We start from the raw sequence: 17,013 nt of genomic DNA, 5'->3' as shown, positions 1-17,013 counted from the left end.
ATTCGGCCCGTCAACCGGTTTGTGAAACTCCTACGACGCCCCCTCCCCTTCTAGGCTTCCACGGTTCTTGCTCGGCCGGTCCGGCAACCATGCCGCTTCCCGGCTGTGTCGGTCGCTCCAAGGTCCCGAACCGCTCGACCCCACAACAGCTGTATTACTCGGGCGCATGACAGGTAATCGTTCACGATCCGAGCCGGTTGGTAGCCGTCGGCCGTGCACAATGAGGCTTCGAAGGCGTGATTCTGCCGCATTCTCGAAATGAAACGTTGACCTGCGGCGCGCCAGGACGCATGGGGCACTCACTCAATCATCGGAGTCGATTGAATGCTGGACCAAGACCAAGAAACCAACCTGGTTGAACGCGCAGCCGACATCGTGTCGGCTTACGTGTCCAACAACTCCCTGCCGATCGCAGAGCTGCCGGCCCTGATCAGCGCCGTGCACCAGTCGCTGAGCCGGCTTGGTGACACGGAGGTGGCGGAGCCCGAGAAGCCGACCCCGCTGATGCCGATCAAGAAGACGGTGACCCCGGACTACCTGATCAGCCTCGAGGACGGGAAGCAGTACAAGTCGCTCAAGCGCCACCTCTCCACCCGCGGCCTCACCCCCGAGGAGTACCGCCGCAAGTGGGGCCTGCCGCACGACTACCCGATGGTCGCCGCCAACTACGCCGCCCAGCGCTCGGAGCTGGCGAAGAACAGCGGCCTCGGACGGCGCCGCGGCGCCTGAGGCCCGCAGTCGTCGCTTCTCGAAGCGTACGCAGTCGCTGAACGACAGGAGCCCCCGGACCGACGGTCCGGGGGCTCCTTTTTTCACTCAGGTCGACGATCGGTCGTCAGTGCGCCAGTACGCCCGAGGCATCGTCTTCGGTCCGGGCAGGCGCAGCCTTCGGCAGCGGCTCGTCCCACTCGATCGCCTCCGGCATCCGGATCAGCGCGCGTTGCAGAACCTGGTCCATCCGCGCCACGGGCACGATCTCGAGCCCGTTCTTCACGCTGTCGGGAATCTCGGCGAGATCCTTGGCGTTTTCCTCGGGGATCAGCACGATCTTGATCCCGCCGCGCAGCGCGGCCAGCAGCTTCTCCTTGAGGCCGCCGATCGGCAGCACCCTCCCCCGCAACGTCACCTCGCCGGTCATGGCGATGTCGCGACGCACCGGGATGCCGGTGATGACGGAAACGATCGCCGTCGCCATGGCGATGCCTGCCGAGGGCCCGTCCTTCGGGGTCGCCCCCTCCGGCACGTGGACGTGGATGTCCCGGCGCTCGAACAGCGGCGGCTCGACGCCGAAATCGAGGGCCCGCGAGCGGACATAGGACGCCGCCGCCGAGATCGACTCCTTCATCACGTCGCGCAGGTTGCCGGTGACCGTCATCTTGCCCTTGCCGGGCATCATGACGCCTTCGATCGTGAGCAGTTCGCCCCCGACCTCGGTCCAGGCCAAGCCAGTCACCACGCCGACCTGATCGTCCGCCTCGACCTCGCCGTAACGGAACTTCGCCGGCCCGAGGAAGGTGTCGAGGTTGTCGGCCGAGACCGTCACGCTCTTCACCCCGGACATCAGGATCTCCTTCACCGCCTTGCGGATCAGGTTGGAGATCTCGCGCTCCAGGTTCCGCACGCCCGCCTCGCGGGTGTAGCGGCGGATCAGGAGCATCAGGCCGTCATCGGTGATCGACCATTCCTTCGCATCGAGGCCGTGCTTCTTCAGGGCGCCCGGCATCAGGTGCTTGCGCGCGATCTCAACCTTCTCCTCCTCGGTGTAGCCGGCGATGCGGATCACCTCCATCCGGTCCAGGAGGGCCGGCGGGATGTTGAGGGTGTTGGCCGTCGTCACGAACATCACGCTCGACAGGTCGTAATCGACCTCGAGGTAGTGGTCGTTGAAGGTCGCGTTCTGTTCCGGATCAAGCACCTCGAGGAGCGCCGCGGACGGGTCGCCGCGGAAATCCATGCCCATCTTGTCGATCTCGTCGAGCAGGATGAGCGGGTTCGAGGTCTTGGCCTTGCGCATCGACTGCACGATCTTGCCGGGCATCGAGCCGATATAGGTCCGGCGGTGACCGCGGATCTCGGCCTCGTCGCGCACGCCGCCGAGCGACATGCGGACGAATTCGCGCCCCGTGGCCTTGGCGATCGACTTGCCGAGCGAGGTCTTGCCGACGCCGGGGGGGCCGACGAGGCACAGGATCGGGCCGGCGAGCCGGTTGGCACGCTGCTGTACCGCCAGGTACTCGACGATCCGCTCCTTGACCTTGTCGAGGCCGAAATGGTCGGAATCGAGCATCGCCTGCGCGCCGGGCAGGTCCTTCTTGATCTTCGAGCGCTTGCCCCACGGGATGCCGAGCATCCAATCGAGGTAGTTGCGCACGACCGTCGCCTCGGCGGACATCGGCGACATCTGGCGCAGCTTCTTCAGCTCGGCCAGAGCCTTGTCCCGCGCCTCCTTGGAGAGCTTGGTCTTCTCGATCTTGTCTTCGAGCTCGGCCAGTTCGTCGCGGCCGTCCTCGTCACCGAGCTCCTTCTGAATGGCCTTCATCTGCTCATTCAGGTAGTACTCGCGCTGGGTCTTCTCCATCTGCCGCTTGACGCGGGTGCGGATGCGCTTCTCGACCTGCAGCACCGAGATCTCGCTCTCCATGAGCGAGAGCACGCGCTCCAGCCTTTGGGCGACGGTCGGGATCTCGAGGATCGCCTGCTTGTCGGAGATCTTGACGGCGAGGTGCGAGGCGACGGTGTCGGCGAGCTTCGAGGGCTCGTCGATCTGGATCACCGCCGAGACCACCTCGGGCGAGATCTTCTTGTTCAGCTTGACGTAGTTCTCGAACTCCGAGATCACCGACCGGGCGAGCGCCTCGGCCTCGATCTTGTCGCCGAGATCGTTCGGCAGCACCTCGGCCTCGGCGGCGTAGTACTCGTCGGAGCGAACGAAGTCCTGGATCTTGGCGCGGCCGCCCCCCTCTACCAGCACCTTCACGGTGCCGTCGGGGAGCTTGAGCAGCTGCAGCACGCTGGCGAGCGTGCCGATGGTGTAGATCGCGTCGGTCGCCGGGTCGTCGTCGGTGGCGTTGACCTGGGTCGCGAGCAGGATGTGCCGGTCGGTGCGGACCGCCTCCTCAAGCGCCCGGATCGACTTCTCCCGCCCGACGAAGAGCGGCACGATCATGTGCGGGAAGACCACGATGTCGCGCAGCGGCAGGACCGCGTAGGTCCCGCTCGTGCCGGGGATGACGGGCTGGCGCGATTTCGGCTGGGTCATTGACTGACTTCCTTGTGTGGTGACGCCCAGATCCCTCCCCTCACAGGGGACAAGCAGGAGGAACGATGGGGGCCGACCGGGCCGCGGGGGTCGGAACGAGGAGAGCGGCCGGGTCGCGGCACCGCACCTCGTTTCGGTGAGCATGCGGCCGCCGCGTTGAGTCTCAGGTGGCTCCTCGGGGTGCCGCTTTCAAGCACCATGCCACCCGGCCGCAGGCGGGTACCTCTCACGCAAGAGGCCGCCGTTTTCGCGGCGGCCTCTCGTCGTCGGCGTCAGGCGCTGGCGCTGGCCGGCGTCTCCTTGCCGCGGTCGCCGTGGATGTAGAGCGGCCGCGACTTGCCGTCGACGACCTCCGGCCCGATCACCACCTGCTCGACCGAATCGAGGCCGGGCAGGTCGTACATCGTCTCGAGCAGGATGCTCTCCAGGATCGAGCGCAGGCCGCGGGCGCCGGTCTTGCGCTCGATCGCCTTGCGGGCGACGAGGCTCAGCGCCTCCTCCTGGAACGTCAGGTCGACGTTCTCCATCTCGAACAGGCGCTGGTACTGCTTGACCAGCGCGTTCTTCGGCTCCTGCAGGATCCGCTTCAGGGCGGTCTCGTCGAGGTCCTCGAGGGTCGCCAGCACGGGCAGGCGGCCGACGAATTCCGGGATCAGGCCGAACTTCAGCAGGTCCTCGGGCTCGACGTTGCGGAAGATCTCGCCGGTGCGGCGGTCGTCCGGAGCCTGGACGGTGGCGCCGAAGCCGATCGAGGTGCCCTTGCCGCGGGCCGAGATGATCCGCTCCAGCCCCGCGAAGGCGCCGCCGCAGATGAACAGGATGTTGGTCGTGTCGACCTGGAGGAATTCCTGCTGCGGGTGCTTGCGGCCGCCCTGCGGCGGAACGCTGGCGACCGTGCCCTCCATGATCTTCAGGAGGGCCTGCTGGACGCCCTCGCCCGACACGTCGCGGGTGATCGACGGGTTGTCCGACTTGCGGGAGATCTTGTCGATCTCGTCGATGTAGACGATGCCGCGCTGCGCCCGCTCGACGTTGTAGTCGGAGGCCTGGAGCAGCTTGAGGATGATGTTCTCGACGTCCTCGCCGACGTAGCCGGCCTCGGTCAGCGTCGTCGCGTCGGCCATCGTGAACGGCACGTCGAGGATGCGGGCCAGGGTCTGGGCCAACAGGGTCTTGCCCGACCCGGTCGGGCCGATCAGCAGGATGTTGGACTTCGCCAGCTCGACGTCGTTGTGCTTGGTCGCGTGCGCCAGGCGCTTGTAATGGTTGTGCACCGCGACCGACAGGACCTTCTTGGCAAAGTCCTGCCCGATGACGTAGTCATCCAGGACCCGCCGAATCTCCTTCGGGGTCGGTACGCCGTCCCGCGACTTCACCAGCGAGGACTTCGACTCCTCGCGAATGATGTCCATGCACAGCTCGACGCACTCATCGCAGATGAAGACGGTCGGGCCCGCGATCAGCTTGCGAACCTCGTGCTGGCTCTTGCCGCAGAACGAGCAGTACAGCGTGCTCTTCGAGTCGTTGCCGCCAGCCTTGCTCATATGGGTCTCCAAGTCCCCGACCGGCCCCGCCCCGGGGACGCGACCGCATCGCTTTTAGATAGTGGCGCCCGGCTAAAGAAACAGTCACCGCCTCCCGCGCCGCCGGGCGCCCGGTGCAGAATCGCGATGCAAACACGCAGCCACCACGGGATCAATCCCACCAATGCGACAGGCTCCCGCCAAATGGCCGCATCGCCGGGCCCGACATCGCGGATGGCCCCGTCCTTTCGGGGCAGGCCCCACCGACCGAGGATACCCTCGGAGACGACGGGGCCTGCCGCCACGAGGCTTCGTTAGGCCTGGGCCGGAGCCTCGGCACGCTTCTGGAGCACCTCGTCGATGAGGCCCCACTCCTTGGCGGCGTCGGCGGTCATGAAGTTGTCGCGCTCCAGGCCCTGCTCGATGGCCTCGTACTCGCGGCCGGTATGCTTCACGTAGATCTCGTTGAGGCGCCGCTTCAGGGCCTCGATCTCGCGGGCATGGATCAGGATGTCGGTGGCCTGGCCCTGGAAGCCGCCGGAGGGCTGGTGCACCATGATCCGGGCGTTCGGCAGGGCGAAGCGGTGGCCGGCCTCGCCGGCGGCGAGCAGCAGCGAGCCCATCGAGGCGGCCTGGCCGACGCAGAGCGTGGCGACCGGGCAACGGATGAACTGCATCGTGTCGTAGATCGACAGGCCGGAGGTGACCACGCCGCCCGGCGAATTGATGTAGAAGGAGATTTCCTTCTTCGGGTTCTCCGCCTCGAGGAACAGCAGCTGCGCCACGATCAGCGACGCAGAATAGTCCTCGACCGGACCGGTCAGGAAGATGATGCGCTCGCGCAGCAGGCGCGAATAGATGTCGAAGGCGCGCTCGCCGCGGCTCGACTGCTCGACCACCATCGGGACGAGCGCGCTGTTGTAATAATCGACCGGATCTCTCATCTCACTGGCCCTCTGAACGGAACCCGGCCGCCTGCGGGCGGCCGGGGTAGCGGCGGAAACGTACGACCTCGCAGGCCCCCGTCCGCCGCCCGTTCGAGGGGGCCGACCGGGATCAGGCCGGGTTGGACTCACCCGCGGGAGCGGCCTCGGCCGAATCACCCTTGGCCTTGGCGGCCTCGGCCTCCTCGGCGTCGTCCTCGTCGGCGAACAGCGCCTCCTTGGAGACGGGCTCCTCGACCAGTTTCACCTGGCCGAGGACGTGGTCAACCACCTTCTCCTCGAACAGCGGGGCGCGCAGCTCGGCGAGCGCCTGCGGGGTCTTGCGGTAGAAATCCCAGACCTGCTGCTCCTGGCCGGGGAACTGACGGACGCGGGCGATCAGGGCCTGATTCACCTCGTCGTCCGAGACCTTGATATCGGCGCTCTCGCCGGCCTGCGCAAGCACCAGGCCGAGGCGCACGCGACGCTCGGCGATCCGGCGGTACTCCTCGCGGGCCTTCTCTTCCGTGGTGTCCTCGTCCTCGAAGGTCTTGCCGCGGTTCTTGAGGTCCTGCTCGACCTGGGCCCACACCGCCGCGAACTCCTGGTGGACCAGGCTCGGGGGCAGCTCGAACGAGTAGCGGGTGTCGAGGGCGTCGAGGAGGCCCTTCTTCAGCTTCTGGCGCGAGGCCGCCTCGTACTCGCGGCCCATGGTGGTCCGCACGGCGTCCTTGAGGGCGTCGAGGGAGTCCATGCCGAAGTTCTTGGCGAGCTCGTCGTCGATCTTGAGCTCACCCGGCAGCTTGATCGCCTTCACGACGACGTCGAACTCGGCTTCCTTGCCGGCGAGGTGCTCGGCGCCGTAGCTCTCCGGGAAGGTGACCTTGACGAGACGCTCGTCGCCGACGTGGACGCCGAGGAGCTGGTCCTCGAAGCCCGGGATGAAGGTGTTCGAGCCGAGGTCGAGGTTGATGTCCTCGCCGGTGCCGCCCTCGAACGGGGTGCCGTCGATGCGGCCGGTGAAGTTGATGGTGAGGCGGTCGCCGGACTCGGCGTACTGGCCCTCGGGCCGGTCCTCGAACGGGCGGTTGGCCGAGGCCATGCGCTCGATGGTCTCGGCGACCTCCTCGTCCGAGGGGGTGACGACCTGCTTGGTCAGGCTGACATCCGAGAGATCGACGAGGTCGAAGCTCGGCATCACCTCGAGGGCGATCGTGAAGGCGAGATCGGCCTTGGCATCGAGCGCCTTCTCGATCTGGTCCTTGTCCTCGGGCATCTGGATCTGAGGCTCGAGGGCGAGCTTCAGCTTGTTGTCCTCGACGATCTTCTGGTTGGCCTCGTTGACGGCGTTCTGCACGACGTCGGCCATCACGGAGCGGCCGTAGACCTTGCGCAGGTGGGCGACCGGCACCTTGCCCGGGCGGAAGCCCTTGATCTGCACCTTGCCCTTGATCCCGTCGAGCTCGGTCGCGAGCCGGGTCTCCAGCTCGGCGGCCGGCACGACCACCTGGAATTCGCGCTTGAGCCCCTCGGACTTGGTCTCGGTCACCTGCATCGTCGTCATTCCGCCTTGCGCTCTCGAATCCGGCCTGACTGCGGACCCGGACGGCGCTGGCTTGCACCGTGCGACGGGACCCTCAGGACAAGGAGCCGGCCCTGCTGCTTGAACCCAATCCGTCGTGTCGCCTGGCGGAGATGGTGCGGGCGGAGGGGCTCGAACCCCCACGACTCTCGTCACTGGAACCTAAATCCAGCGCGTCTACCAATTCCGCCACGCCCGCGACGCTCGCGCCCGGCGCTGTACGCACCCGGGCGCGGCTCTATAGCATGGTGGATCGGTCACGCAGCAAGAATTTTAGGCCCGGCCTCGCCCCGCGCCGCCGCCCCGGCTACAAGGCGGCTCGCCGCGACCGGGGCCGTCTCGCCCGCGGGCGGCTCCCCTCATCGCCGCAAGCGAGGTGCCATGCCGTCGTCCCTGCCGCCCTCGCGCCGCGCGCTGCTTGCCGGCGCCGCCTTGTCCTTCGCGCCCGCTCTCGTCCGGGCGCAGGGCGGCACCCCCCAGGCCGGTCCTGCCGCCGCGTCGGGCACGGGCGCCGAGCCGCGGATCCTCGCGGCGCAGGCGGCTCGCGCCCGGCTCAAGCCGGAGCCCGCGCCCGAGACGCCGGTCTGGGCCTTCGACGGCCGCGCCGCGCCCCCGGTGATCCGGATCAAGCTCGGCGAGGCGGTGCGCCTGCGCCTCGAGAACAAGACCGAGAAGCCGCTGTCGCTGCACTGGCATGGGGTGCGCAACCGCAACGCCATGGACGGGGTCGGCGGGGTGACGCAGGCCCCGGTCGCCCCGGGCGCGAGCTTCCTCTACGAGTTCACCCCGCCGGATGGCGGGACCTTCCTGATCCGGCCGCTCGTGGTCGGCGGAGCCAGCGAGCCCTCGGGCCGGGGGCTCGCCGGCATGCTGGTGGTCGAGGAGAAGACGCCGCCGGTCGTCGACCGCGACGTACCGCTCCTCTTGCAGGACTGGCGGCTGGAGGCCGACGGCACCCTCGCGCCGTTCGGCCAGACCGCCTTCGCGGCGAGCTCCGGCCGCCTCGGCAACGCCCTGACGATCAACGGTCGACCGACGCCGGAGACGATCGAGGCGGCACCGGGCACGCGCCTGCGCCTGCGGCTCGCCAATGCCTGCAACGCCCGGGCGACCCGGATCCGATTCGACGGGCTCAAGGCCTGGGTGGCGGCGGTGGACGGCCAGCCGACCGACACGTTCGAGCCGCTGCGCGCCACCCTGCCCTTCCCGCCCGGCACCCGCTACGACATCCTGCTCGACGTGCCGGGCATTGCGGAGCCCGCCGGTGCCGTGGTGGCGCTGATCGGCGCCGGGATGCCGCTCGCCCGCATCGTCGCGAAGGGCGAGCCGGTGGCGGTGCGCCCGGCCGTCGCGCCGATCGGCGAGAACAAGCTGCTGCCGCCGGAGATCAAGCTCCAGAACGCTGTCCGGCGCGACATCGCGATCGCCGGCGGGGCGACCCTCGACAAGGGCAAGCCCGAGGCCGCTCCGGTCTTCACCGGCGACCCGACGCGGATCTGGACGCTCAACGGCGCCGCCGGCCGGGCCGAGAACCCGCCGCTGTTCACGGTCAAGCGCAACACCGCGGTGGTGCTGGCGCTCACCAACACCACCGCCTTCCCGCAATCGCTGCACCTGCACGGCCACGTCTTCCGGCTGCTCCACCCGCTCGACGACGGTTGGGAGCCCTACTGGCTCGACACGTTCCAGCTGCTGGAGGGTCGCACCGCCCGAATCGCCTTCCTGGCCGACAATCCGGGGAAGTGGCTCGTCAGCGCGACGGCGCTCGAGCGGTTCGATACCGGTCTGTGGGGCTGGTTCGAGGTGACCTGACCCCTGCGTCCGGCCGTCGCACGACCGTTCGCGTCAAGCGTCCGGCCCGCATCCAAGTCCTTGATGCGGGCCGAAATGCCGGGTTTTGCTTGAGACTTGGCAGTATTCCGATCGAGAGAACGTGTTAACGCCGGTGAATGCATCGGCGGAATGCTGGGAGCATGCTTGGTCGCAGCAGTGCGCACCGGCCTGCAGCGCATCGACGAGGTGCCCAGCATGGAACATCAGCCGCTTCGCCACATCCGTGACATCGCCGATATCGGGACGGTCCCGCCCCTTCTCGAAGAACCCCTTCTTGGAGAACCCCTCCTCGAAGGGCGCCGGGCGCGCCTCGAGCGTTTCGCCGAGATCCTCGACCGCGAGCCGGAGCGCAGCTTCCTCACCCTGGAGGAGATCGAGTTCGTCCCGCGGGGAATGCGGGCGGGCATCCGGGCCGACAATTCGCCGCTCGCCCTCGCCGCGGCCGATCCGATCCTGCGGGCGAACGGGCTGGCCGACGACACGTTCGGGGAGGCGCGCCGCTTCTTCGGCCTGAGCACCGGCGAGGCCCACCACCTGCTCTGCTCCTGCGTGAACGGGCGCACCGTCAAGGCCGGCCCGACCGCCAAGCGCCTGCGCCGCCTCGCCGCCCGCCGTCCGGGCCTGTGGCTCGCCTACGCCTGCGCCGCCGGCCTCGTCGCCCTGCCGGGAACGTTGCTCCTGCTCGGTTGACCGGAGCCCCGAACGGAAAAAGGCCGCCCTCGCGGGCGGCCTTTTTCAAGCCGCGCGGAGGCGGCCCAAACCGGCAAGATCAAGAATTACTTGATCTTGGTCTCCTTGAACTCGACGTGCTTGCGCGCGATCGGGTCGTACTTCTTGAACGACAGCTTGTCGGTCTTGGTACGGGAGTTCTTCTTGGTGACGTAGAAATAGCCGGTGTCGGCGGTCGAGAGCAGCTTGATCTTGATGGTGACGGCCTTGGCCATGGCGCGACCTCTTGTGAGTGATGGGTGTTGCGCCCGGAGGACCGAAACGCAAAACGGCCGGGCAGGCCCGGCCAGAACGCGGCGTCTTCCTGCCCCATCGCCCCCCGGGCGTCAAGCCCGGGCGACGGTCGGCCGCGCCCGGTGGGGTCAGGGCGCGGCGCGGATCATCCGCCCGCCCACCACCGCCAGATAGGCCACGAAGAGCAGCGCCAGCGCCCAGGCGAAGCCGTGCGGCGAGGCGAGGTCCATGCCGCCGCCGACGATCGGGGGACCGAGCACCAGGCCGATGTTGTAGAGCACCAGGAAGGCCGCGTTGGCGCCCGCGAGCGCCGCGCCGTCGAACCGCGCGCCGAGATGGGCGAGCCCGACGGTGTAGAGCGTGCCGGCGATGCCGCCCCAGGCGAACAGGATGACGGCGAGGATCCGCCCGTCGCCGGCGCCGAGCGGAAGCGCGGCGGCGCCGAGCGCGCCGAAGAACGCGGCGGCGAGGAGGAGCCGGCGCTTGTCCACCTTGTCGGCCAGCAGCCCGACCGGGATCTGGAACAGCACGTTGCCGAGCGCCGCGACGCTGACGAGCCCGGCCGCCTGCTCGGCCGTGAGGCCGAGGCGCAGGCCGTAGATCGGCAGGATCGCGAAGCCTCCGGTCTCGACTGCGCCGTAGACCAGGGCGGCGAGCGTCGCCGAGGGCGCGACCCGCAGGTAGCCCAGGAAGCCCCGCCCGCCCTTGTGCGGGATCTCCGGCGACAGGTCGCGAGCCAGGAAGAGGGGCAGCGTTCCGGCGCAGAACAGGGCCGCCCCCGCCAGGTAGGGGGCCCAGCCGGCGGTGCCGAGGAAGCGCAGCAGGGCCGGGCCGATGGCGAAGCCGAGCGCCAGCACGGTCGCGTAGACGCCCATCACCAGCCCGCGCCGGCGCGGCGGCGCCGCCTGGTTGATCCAGAACTCGGAGAGCACGAACAGCACGCCGAGCGCGGCCGAGAACACGAAGCGGAGCGGGAACCACCAGGCGAAGTCGCGGACCGCCCGGAAGCCGAGGAGCGCCACGGCCGCGACCGCGATGGCGCCGAGCAGGAGCGGCATCACCCCGACCCGCGCCGCCACCCGCGGCACGAAGGGCAGGACGACGATGCTCGCCACCCCGGCGATCGCCGTGTTGACGCCGATCCAGGTGTTGGAGAGGCCCATCCGCTCCATCTCCAGGGACAGGAGCGGGATCGACAGGCTGAGCCCGATGCCGACCACCGCCACGCAGGCGATGGCCGCCGCGATGGCCGCGAGGCGCGCCGGGCCGAATTCGGAATCGGAGCTGAGGCTGGTCATGACGCGGGTTGCCGACAGGGCGGGCCCGTATGGACCAGCCGCCTCCCGAAGGCCACCCGGCGGAAGGTCCGCTTACAGTTCCTCGCGGGTGTGCTCGCCGTCCACGTCGCGGAAGAACGGCACCGGCAGCATCGGCGAGAAGCCAGCCGCGAGCCTCGCCTCCAGCTCGTCGAGGACGATGCCGGTGATGCGCGGCAGGTCGAGCCGGCGCGCCTCGGTCAGGTCGACCCAGGCGAGTTCGGTGAGCTCGGAAGCGGGGCCGACGATGCCGGGGGTCTCGGCCACCACCGCCTCGCGGTCGACGGCGAAGAACCGGGTGTCGAAGCGCTTCGGGCGCGCGGGCGGGGTGATCGCCCGGGCGACGAACTGCAGCAATTCGAGGTCGGGCATCACGCCGGCCTCCCGGAAGGCGGACCAGGCGCCGGGCGGCGCCGTCTCGGGCGGGCCGTAATCGAGGGATCCGATCATCAGCCCGGTCTCCTCGTAGGTCTCGCGGATCGCCGCCAGCGCCAGGACCCGGCCGAGATGGAACAGCGGCGGGTGGACCTGCTCGGCGAGCGCGGCTTCCGCGCGGTCGTTGAGGGTGCCGGCGACCGGCATCGACCGGTCGCCGAGCTCGATCCGTCCGCCGGGGAACACGAACAGGCCGGGCATGAACTTGTGGCCGGCATGGCGCCGGCCCATCAGCACCTTCGGCCGGTCGCCCGACCGGTCGAGGATGATCAGCGTCGCGGCGTTGCGGATCCGCAGCGGGCGTTTCTTGCGCTCAGGCGCGGCCGGAGCCGATGTGTCGTCCGTCGGTCCCGCCGCCATCGCGCGTCTCCGTCTCGTTCCGGGCCGGCCCGTCCACCGGACGGGCCCCGGCGCGGCGTATCGCGGAAAAGCCGTGCATGCCAAGGGCGTATTGCAGCCCGACCACCGCCCCCTTGGTCGGCTGCAGCAGAAGCAGCGAGGCGACGAGGGCGACCGTCGGCCAGAGCGTCATCTGGAACCAGAGCGGCACGTCGTAGCGCATCTCCGTCTCAAGGATCGCCCAGCCCACGAGATGCCCGACGACGAAGATCACCAGGTAGGGCGGCAGGTCGTCGGCCCGGTGGTGGTGCAGTTCCATCCCGCAGGCCTCGCAGCGCTCCCGCACCTTGAGGAAGCGGTGGAACAGCCGCCCCTCGCCGCAATGCGGGCAGCGGTTGCGAAAGCCGCGCCACATCGCGAGCGCCCAGGACGGCGGCTCCGAGGATTGCGCCACCGCGGGCGGTCGCCCGGTGCCGACGGGCTCGGCGGCGGGGCCGGCGTGGATCTCGATCATGCGCGTCTCCCGCGGCGCTTGGTCAGGCTCTCGCGGCGGTCCGGCGCCGGCCGGCCCTTGCGCGGGCCGCCGCGGGCCGGGGCCGGGCTTCCGGCGCGGCCACCACTGCCGGCGATCTCGAAGCGCAGGGCGCCGGCGACCGGGGCGGCCTCCATCAGCTGCACCTCGACCTTGTCGCCGAGGCGGAAGGTCTGGCGGGTGCGCTCGCCGACGAGGGCGTGGCGGCCTTCCTCGTGGCGGAAGTATTCCGCGCCCAGCGTCGAGATCGGCACGAAGCCGTCGGCGCCGGTCTCGTCGAGCTTGATGAAGAGCCCGGAGCGGGTGACGCCCGAGACCTGCCCCGCGAAGGTCGCCCCGACCCGGTCGGCGAGATGGTGGGCGATCAGGCGGTCGATGGTCTCGCGCTCCGCCGCCATGGCGCGGCGCTCGGCGGCCGAGATCTGCTGGCCGATCTCGGCGAGGTCCCCGGTCTCCAGGCCCGACGGCAGGCCGTCGTCGCCGAGCCGCAGGGCCCGGATCAGGGCGCGGTGGACGACGAGATCGGCGTAGCGCCGGATCGGCGAGGTGAAGTGGGCGTAGCGGCGGAGCGCCAGGCCGAAATGCCCGGCATTCTCGGCGGCGTAGACGGCCTGGGCCTGGGAGCGCAGAACCACCTCGTTGAGGAAGAGCTGGTGCTCGCTGCCCTCGACCATGCCGAGGATGCGGTTGAACAGGGCCGGGCGGAGATTCGCCTCCTTCGGCAGCTTGAGGCCGATCGAGGCCATCACCTCGCCGAGCGCCCGCATCTTCTCGAGCGAGGGCTCCTCGTGGACGCGGTAGATCAGGGCCTGGCGCGCCGATTCCAGAACCTCGGCCGCCGCGACGTTGGCCTGGATCATGAACTCCTCGATCAGGCGGTGCGCCGAGAGGCGCTCCGGCACGATCACCCGGTCGACCCCGCCCTCGGCATTGAGGATCACCTTGCGCTCGGGCAGGTCGAGCGCCAGGGGCCCGCGGGCGTCGCGGGCAACCGCCAGCGCGTCGTAGGCGGCCCAGAGCGGGCGCAGCACCCCGTCGAGGATCGGAGCCGTCACCTCGTCCGTCCGGCCGTCGATCGCGGCCTGCGCCTGGGCGTAGGCGAGCTTGGCGCGCGAGCGCATCATGACCCGGTGGACGCTGTGGCGAACTTTTCGCCCCTCCGCCGTGATGATCATCCGCACGGCCAGCGCCGGACGGTCCTGGCCGGGCCGCAGGGAGCAGAGGTCGTTCGAGATCCGCTCGGGCAGCATCGGCACCACCCGATCGGGGAAGTAGACCGAGTTGCCGCGGATCAGCGCCTCGCGGTCGAGGGCGGAGCCGGGCCGGACATAGGCCGCGACGTCCGCGATGGCGACCGTGATCACGAACCCGCCCGGATTGGCCGGATCGGGATCGGGGACCGCCATCACGGCGTCGTCGTGGTCCTTGGCGTCCGGCGGGTCGATGGTGACGAGGGGCAGCTCCCGCCAATCCTCGCGGCCCTCGAGCCCGACCTCGCGGGCGGCCTCCGCCTCCGCCAGCACCTCGCGCGGGAAGACGTGCGGGATGCCGTGGGCGTGGATGGCGATCAGGCTCACCGCCTTTTCGGAGCCGAGACTGCCGAGGCGCTCCTTCACGCGGCCTTGCGTCAGCCCGAAGCGGTCCTCGCGACCGAGCGCGACGGTGACGAGGTCGCCGTCGAGCGCCTCGCCCTCGGCGCCCGGCGGCACCGCGATCTCGCGCCCCTGCGCCTTCTTGTCGACGGGCACGATGCGCCCGCCGCCGGCCGGAAGGGCGCGGAACACGCCGAGCGTCTCGGCCTTGTTGCGGCCGATCACCTTGATGACCCGGCCGAGGTAGCGCCCGGGCGTGTCGCCGTCCGGCTCGACCTTGAGGAGCGCCCGGTCGCCGGTGCCCGGGGCCGGCCCGTCGGCGCGGCGCCCGCGGGGCATCAAGACGGTGATGAGCGGCGCGGGCCCGGCCTCCGGGTCCCACTGCGAGGGCCGCGCCACCAGTTCGCCGTCGCGGTCGCGCCGGCTGTCGATATCGGCGACGACGACCGGGGGCAGGCGCCCGGCCTTGCGCAGGCCGGCGCGGTCCTTCTCGATCGCGCCCTCCTCCTGCATCTCCTTGAGCAGGCGCTTCAGCTCGATCTTGTCGGAGCCCTTGATGCCGAAGGCATGGGCGATCTCGCGCTTGCCGACCTTCTGGGGCGAGCCCTCGATGAAGGCGAGGACCGCCTCCCGGGTCGGCACGGGGCCCTGCACCGGCTTCGGCGCACGCGCGGCCTTGCCGGGCTTGCTCGTCGGGGACGCGTCCGCCTGGGGACGTCCCTCGGGGTGAAGTCTCTTGGCCAACAACTCGATCCAGGCGGCGTGACGCGCTCAGGTGCCCGGCGGGCGAGCCGCGGCCGCTCCCGCGAAATATGGGCTGAGTGCGGCTGCGGGGCAACGGCGCGGGGAGACGCCGTCGGGACTGTCCCCCCGTCGGATCGCCGCGACCGCGGGGACGGGAATGGCGGGATGCACGAGGCGGACGATTGGCCGAATCAGCGGAAAGCTCAGATCGTCGTTAACAATTCGTTGATATGCTTTTCCTTGCGCAAAAGAGATTTCCACGATCGCCCAATTGACCAAGATATCGGAAGTTTTTCAGATTGATCTCCGCGAATCGATTGACATTCGCGACAAGAAATCACGACCGAGAATACGATGAAGACCAGACTCTCCGGGCGGGCCTCCTCCACCGCCATGAGCCGACGCCGGCTGTTCCAGTCCGGCGCATTGGTGGCGGGCGCTGCCCTCGGCAGCCGGATCCCCGGGGCCGCCGCCCTCGAGGGCCCCGCGCCTCGGGGCCTCGACGCCCTCGCGCGGGACCTGAAGGGCCGCCTGATCCGCCCGGGCGAGCCAGGCTACCTCGTCGCCGCCTGGCCGAATAACGGCCGCTGGGCCGACGTGCTGCCGCTGGCGATCGCCCTCTGCGTCGACGACCGGGACGTGCGCACCTGCCTCGCCTGGGCGCGCCAGGAGCGCCAGACCTTCGCGGTGCGCTGCGGCGGGCACAATTACGCGGGCTTCTCGACGACGACCGGCCTCCTCATCGACGTGAAGCCGATGAGCGCCATCACGTTCGACCAAAAGAGCGGCCTCGTGACGGTCGGGGCCGGGGCCAGCAACCAGGACATGGCCGACGCTTTCCGGGCCACCGGCCTGGCGATTCCCTCCGGCCGCTGCCCGACGGTCGGCATCAGCGGGCTCACCCTCGGCGGCGGCTGGGGCTTCTCGGCGACGCGCAACGGCCTGACCTGCGACGCCTTGCGGGCGACCGACGCGGTGACGGCGGACGGGACGCTGCGCCGCGCCACCGCCCGCGACGAGGAGGCGCTGTTCTGGGCCGCCCGCGGCGGCGGCGGCGGCAACTTCGCGGTCCACACCGCCTTCACCTTCGAGCCGCACCCGGTCAACGACGTCACGGTGTTCAACATCGTCTGGCCGGCCCGCCACCAGGTCGAGCTGATGCTGGACCTTCAGGACATCCAGCTCAGGAATCCGGGCCTGATTTCGACCCGCAGCAAGCTCGCGCCCGGCGCCGCCGGCCCGGTCACGCGCGGCGACCTGCGGGTGCAGACCCTCGGCCAGTTCTTCGGCTCGCCCGACCAGTTGCGGGCCCTGCTCGACCGCCCGCTCTCCCGCGCCCGGCCGATCGTCGCGGAGATCAACGCGATGAACTACTGGAGCGCCCGCGACTACCTCGTCACCGACGACCCGATCGGCGTCTACGACATCCGCTCGAGCTACGTCGCCGGCGCCCTCGGCGGCGAGGCCATCGAGACCATGATCGGCTGGATGGAGAAATGGCCCGGCGGCTCGCTGCGCCAGGACAACATGGGCATCCTGTTCGCGGCCGGCGGCCAGGTGAAGGCCGTGCGGCCCACCGACACGGCCTATGTCCACCGCGATTCCGACTTCATCGTCGAGATGGAGGCGTCCTGGAGCCCGCTCGACACGCCCGACACCGTGAAACGCCAGCAGGCCTGGCTCACCGAATACTTCGCGGCGATGCAGCGCTACGTGAAGCCGCAATCCTACGTCAACTTCCCGAGCCGCGACCTGCCGAACTGGCTCAAGGCCTATTACGGCGAGAATGTCGGCAAGCTCTGCGAGGTGAAGCGCCGCTACGACCCGGACAACGTGTTCAGGTTCCCGCAGAGCATCCCGCTCGCGCCGCCAGCGTGACTTGACGGCTCTGCCTTTGTGGCGGGCGATACCGGCCTGTCTGGGGAAACGAAAAGCGTGGGACTTCCCCCTCTCCCCGCGGGCGGGGAGAGGA

At 69.7% G+C, this 17,013-nt stretch carries 13 protein-coding genes and 1 tRNA gene; 4 read left to right on the top strand and 10 right to left on the bottom strand.

Going from position 1 to position 17,013, the window contains the following annotated elements; all coding sequences use genetic code 11:
* The first annotated feature begins 324 nt into the window (after positions 1–324).
* Positions 325–729 carry a Ros/MucR family transcriptional regulator gene (locus QR78_RS08865; RefSeq protein WP_048427131.1) on the top strand — a complete coding sequence of 135 codons (405 nt, stop codon included), beginning with the start codon at positions 325–327 and terminating at the stop codon, positions 727–729.
* Positions 730–835: 106 nt separating this feature from the next.
* On the opposite strand, the gene lon is transcribed toward QR78_RS08865, so the two are convergent.
* From lon to QR78_RS08840, 5 genes are all read right to left on the bottom strand, one after another.
* Positions 836–3,259, bottom strand: coding sequence for an endopeptidase La (gene lon, locus QR78_RS08860; RefSeq protein WP_048427130.1), 2,424 nt, complete (start codon positions 3,257–3,259; stop codon positions 836–838).
* 272 nt (positions 3,260–3,531) lie between these two features.
* Positions 3,532–4,803 carry an ATP-dependent Clp protease ATP-binding subunit ClpX gene (clpX, locus tag QR78_RS08855; protein WP_048427129.1) on the bottom strand — a complete coding sequence of 424 codons (1,272 nt, stop codon included), beginning with the start codon at positions 4,801–4,803 and terminating at the stop codon, positions 3,532–3,534.
* Positions 4,804–5,096: 293 nt separating this feature from the next.
* Positions 5,097–5,726: an ATP-dependent Clp protease proteolytic subunit gene (locus QR78_RS08850; RefSeq protein WP_048427128.1), complete on the bottom strand. Its 630-nt coding sequence runs from the start codon at positions 5,724–5,726 to the stop codon at positions 5,097–5,099.
* A gap of 112 nt (positions 5,727–5,838) precedes the next feature.
* A complete protein-coding gene (tig, locus tag QR78_RS08845) occupies positions 5,839–7,260 on the bottom strand; it encodes a trigger factor (protein ID WP_048427146.1) in 1,422 nt (473 codons plus the stop codon).
* A gap of 141 nt (positions 7,261–7,401) precedes the next feature.
* A tRNA-Leu gene (locus QR78_RS08840) sits at positions 7,402–7,486 on the bottom strand.
* A 182-nt stretch (positions 7,487–7,668) separates the two neighbouring features.
* On the opposite strand from QR78_RS08840, the gene QR78_RS08835 reads away from it, so the two are divergent.
* Positions 7,669–9,099: a multicopper oxidase family protein gene (locus QR78_RS08835; protein WP_048427127.1), complete on the top strand. Its 1,431-nt coding sequence runs from the start codon at positions 7,669–7,671 to the stop codon at positions 9,097–9,099.
* A 165-nt stretch (positions 9,100–9,264) separates the two neighbouring features.
* Complete coding sequence (locus QR78_RS08830) at positions 9,265–9,810, top strand: hypothetical protein (RefSeq protein ID WP_244276473.1); 546 nt, start codon at positions 9,265–9,267, stop codon at positions 9,808–9,810.
* Between the two features lie 86 nt (positions 9,811–9,896).
* On the opposite strand, the gene rpmG is transcribed toward QR78_RS08830, so the two are convergent.
* From rpmG to rnr, 5 genes are all read right to left on the bottom strand, one after another.
* A complete protein-coding gene (rpmG, locus tag QR78_RS08825; protein WP_048427126.1) occupies positions 9,897–10,064 on the bottom strand; it encodes a 50S ribosomal protein L33 in 168 nt (55 codons plus the stop codon).
* Positions 10,065–10,211: 147 nt separating this feature from the next.
* Entirely contained in the window at positions 10,212–11,381 is a 1,170-nt protein-coding gene (locus QR78_RS08820) for an MFS transporter (RefSeq protein ID WP_048427125.1), read from the bottom strand.
* 72 nt (positions 11,382–11,453) lie between these two features.
* Positions 11,454–12,194 carry an NUDIX hydrolase gene (locus tag QR78_RS08815; protein WP_048427124.1) on the bottom strand — a complete coding sequence of 247 codons (741 nt, stop codon included), beginning with the start codon at positions 12,192–12,194 and terminating at the stop codon, positions 11,454–11,456.
* The gene (locus QR78_RS08810; protein WP_048427144.1) at positions 12,148–12,588 is read right to left on the bottom strand and encodes a DUF983 domain-containing protein; all 441 of its coding nucleotides are present in this window, start codon (positions 12,586–12,588) and stop codon (positions 12,148–12,150) included. The genes QR78_RS08815 and QR78_RS08810 overlap by 47 nt, the downstream gene beginning before the upstream one ends.
* Before the next feature lie 95 nt (positions 12,589–12,683).
* Entirely contained in the window at positions 12,684–14,939 is a 2,256-nt protein-coding gene (gene rnr, locus QR78_RS08805) for a ribonuclease R (protein WP_082171896.1), read from the bottom strand.
* 456 nt (positions 14,940–15,395) lie between these two features.
* Between rnr and QR78_RS08800 the strand changes: the two genes are divergently transcribed.
* Positions 15,396–16,919: an FAD-binding oxidoreductase gene (locus QR78_RS08800; RefSeq protein ID WP_082171894.1), complete on the top strand. Its 1,524-nt coding sequence runs from the start codon at positions 15,396–15,398 to the stop codon at positions 16,917–16,919.
* Positions 16,920–17,013 lie beyond the last annotated feature (94 nt).

The organism is Methylobacterium indicum (assembly GCF_001043895.1).
Classification (GTDB): Bacteria; Pseudomonadota; Alphaproteobacteria; order Rhizobiales; family Beijerinckiaceae; genus Methylobacterium; species Methylobacterium indicum.
The sequence above is the reverse complement of the archived record's forward strand: the minus strand, read 5'-3'. Positions and strand labels throughout refer to the sequence as shown.

Coding starts and splice junctions, on each gene's coding strand:
- tig (WP_048427146.1), bottom strand. CDS start 7,260: ATGCAGGTGACCGAGACCAAGTCCGAGGGGCTCAAGCGCGAATTCCAG.
- QR78_RS08815 (WP_048427124.1), bottom strand. CDS start 12,194: ATGGCGGCGGGACCGACGGACGACACATCGGCTCCGGCCGCGCCTGAG.
- lon (WP_048427130.1), bottom strand. CDS start 3,259: ATGACCCAGCCGAAATCGCGCCAGCCCGTCATCCCCGGCACGAGCGGG.
- QR78_RS08835 (WP_048427127.1), top strand. CDS start 7,669: ATGCCGTCGTCCCTGCCGCCCTCGCGCCGCGCGCTGCTTGCCGGCGCC.
- QR78_RS08810 (WP_048427144.1), bottom strand. CDS start 12,588: ATGTGGCGCGGCTTTCGCAACCGCTGCCCGCATTGCGGCGAGGGGCGG.
- QR78_RS08820 (WP_048427125.1), bottom strand. CDS start 11,381: ATGACCAGCCTCAGCTCCGATTCCGAATTCGGCCCGGCGCGCCTCGCG.
- clpX (WP_048427129.1), bottom strand. CDS start 4,803: ATGAGCAAGGCTGGCGGCAACGACTCGAAGAGCACGCTGTACTGCTCG.
- QR78_RS08800 (WP_082171894.1), top strand. CDS start 15,396: ATGAAGACCAGACTCTCCGGGCGGGCCTCCTCCACCGCCATGAGCCGA.
- QR78_RS08850 (WP_048427128.1), bottom strand. CDS start 5,726: ATGAGAGATCCGGTCGATTATTACAACAGCGCGCTCGTCCCGATGGTG.
- QR78_RS08865 (WP_048427131.1), top strand. CDS start 325: ATGCTGGACCAAGACCAAGAAACCAACCTGGTTGAACGCGCAGCCGAC.
- rpmG (WP_048427126.1), bottom strand. CDS start 10,064: ATGGCCAAGGCCGTCACCATCAAGATCAAGCTGCTCTCGACCGCCGAC.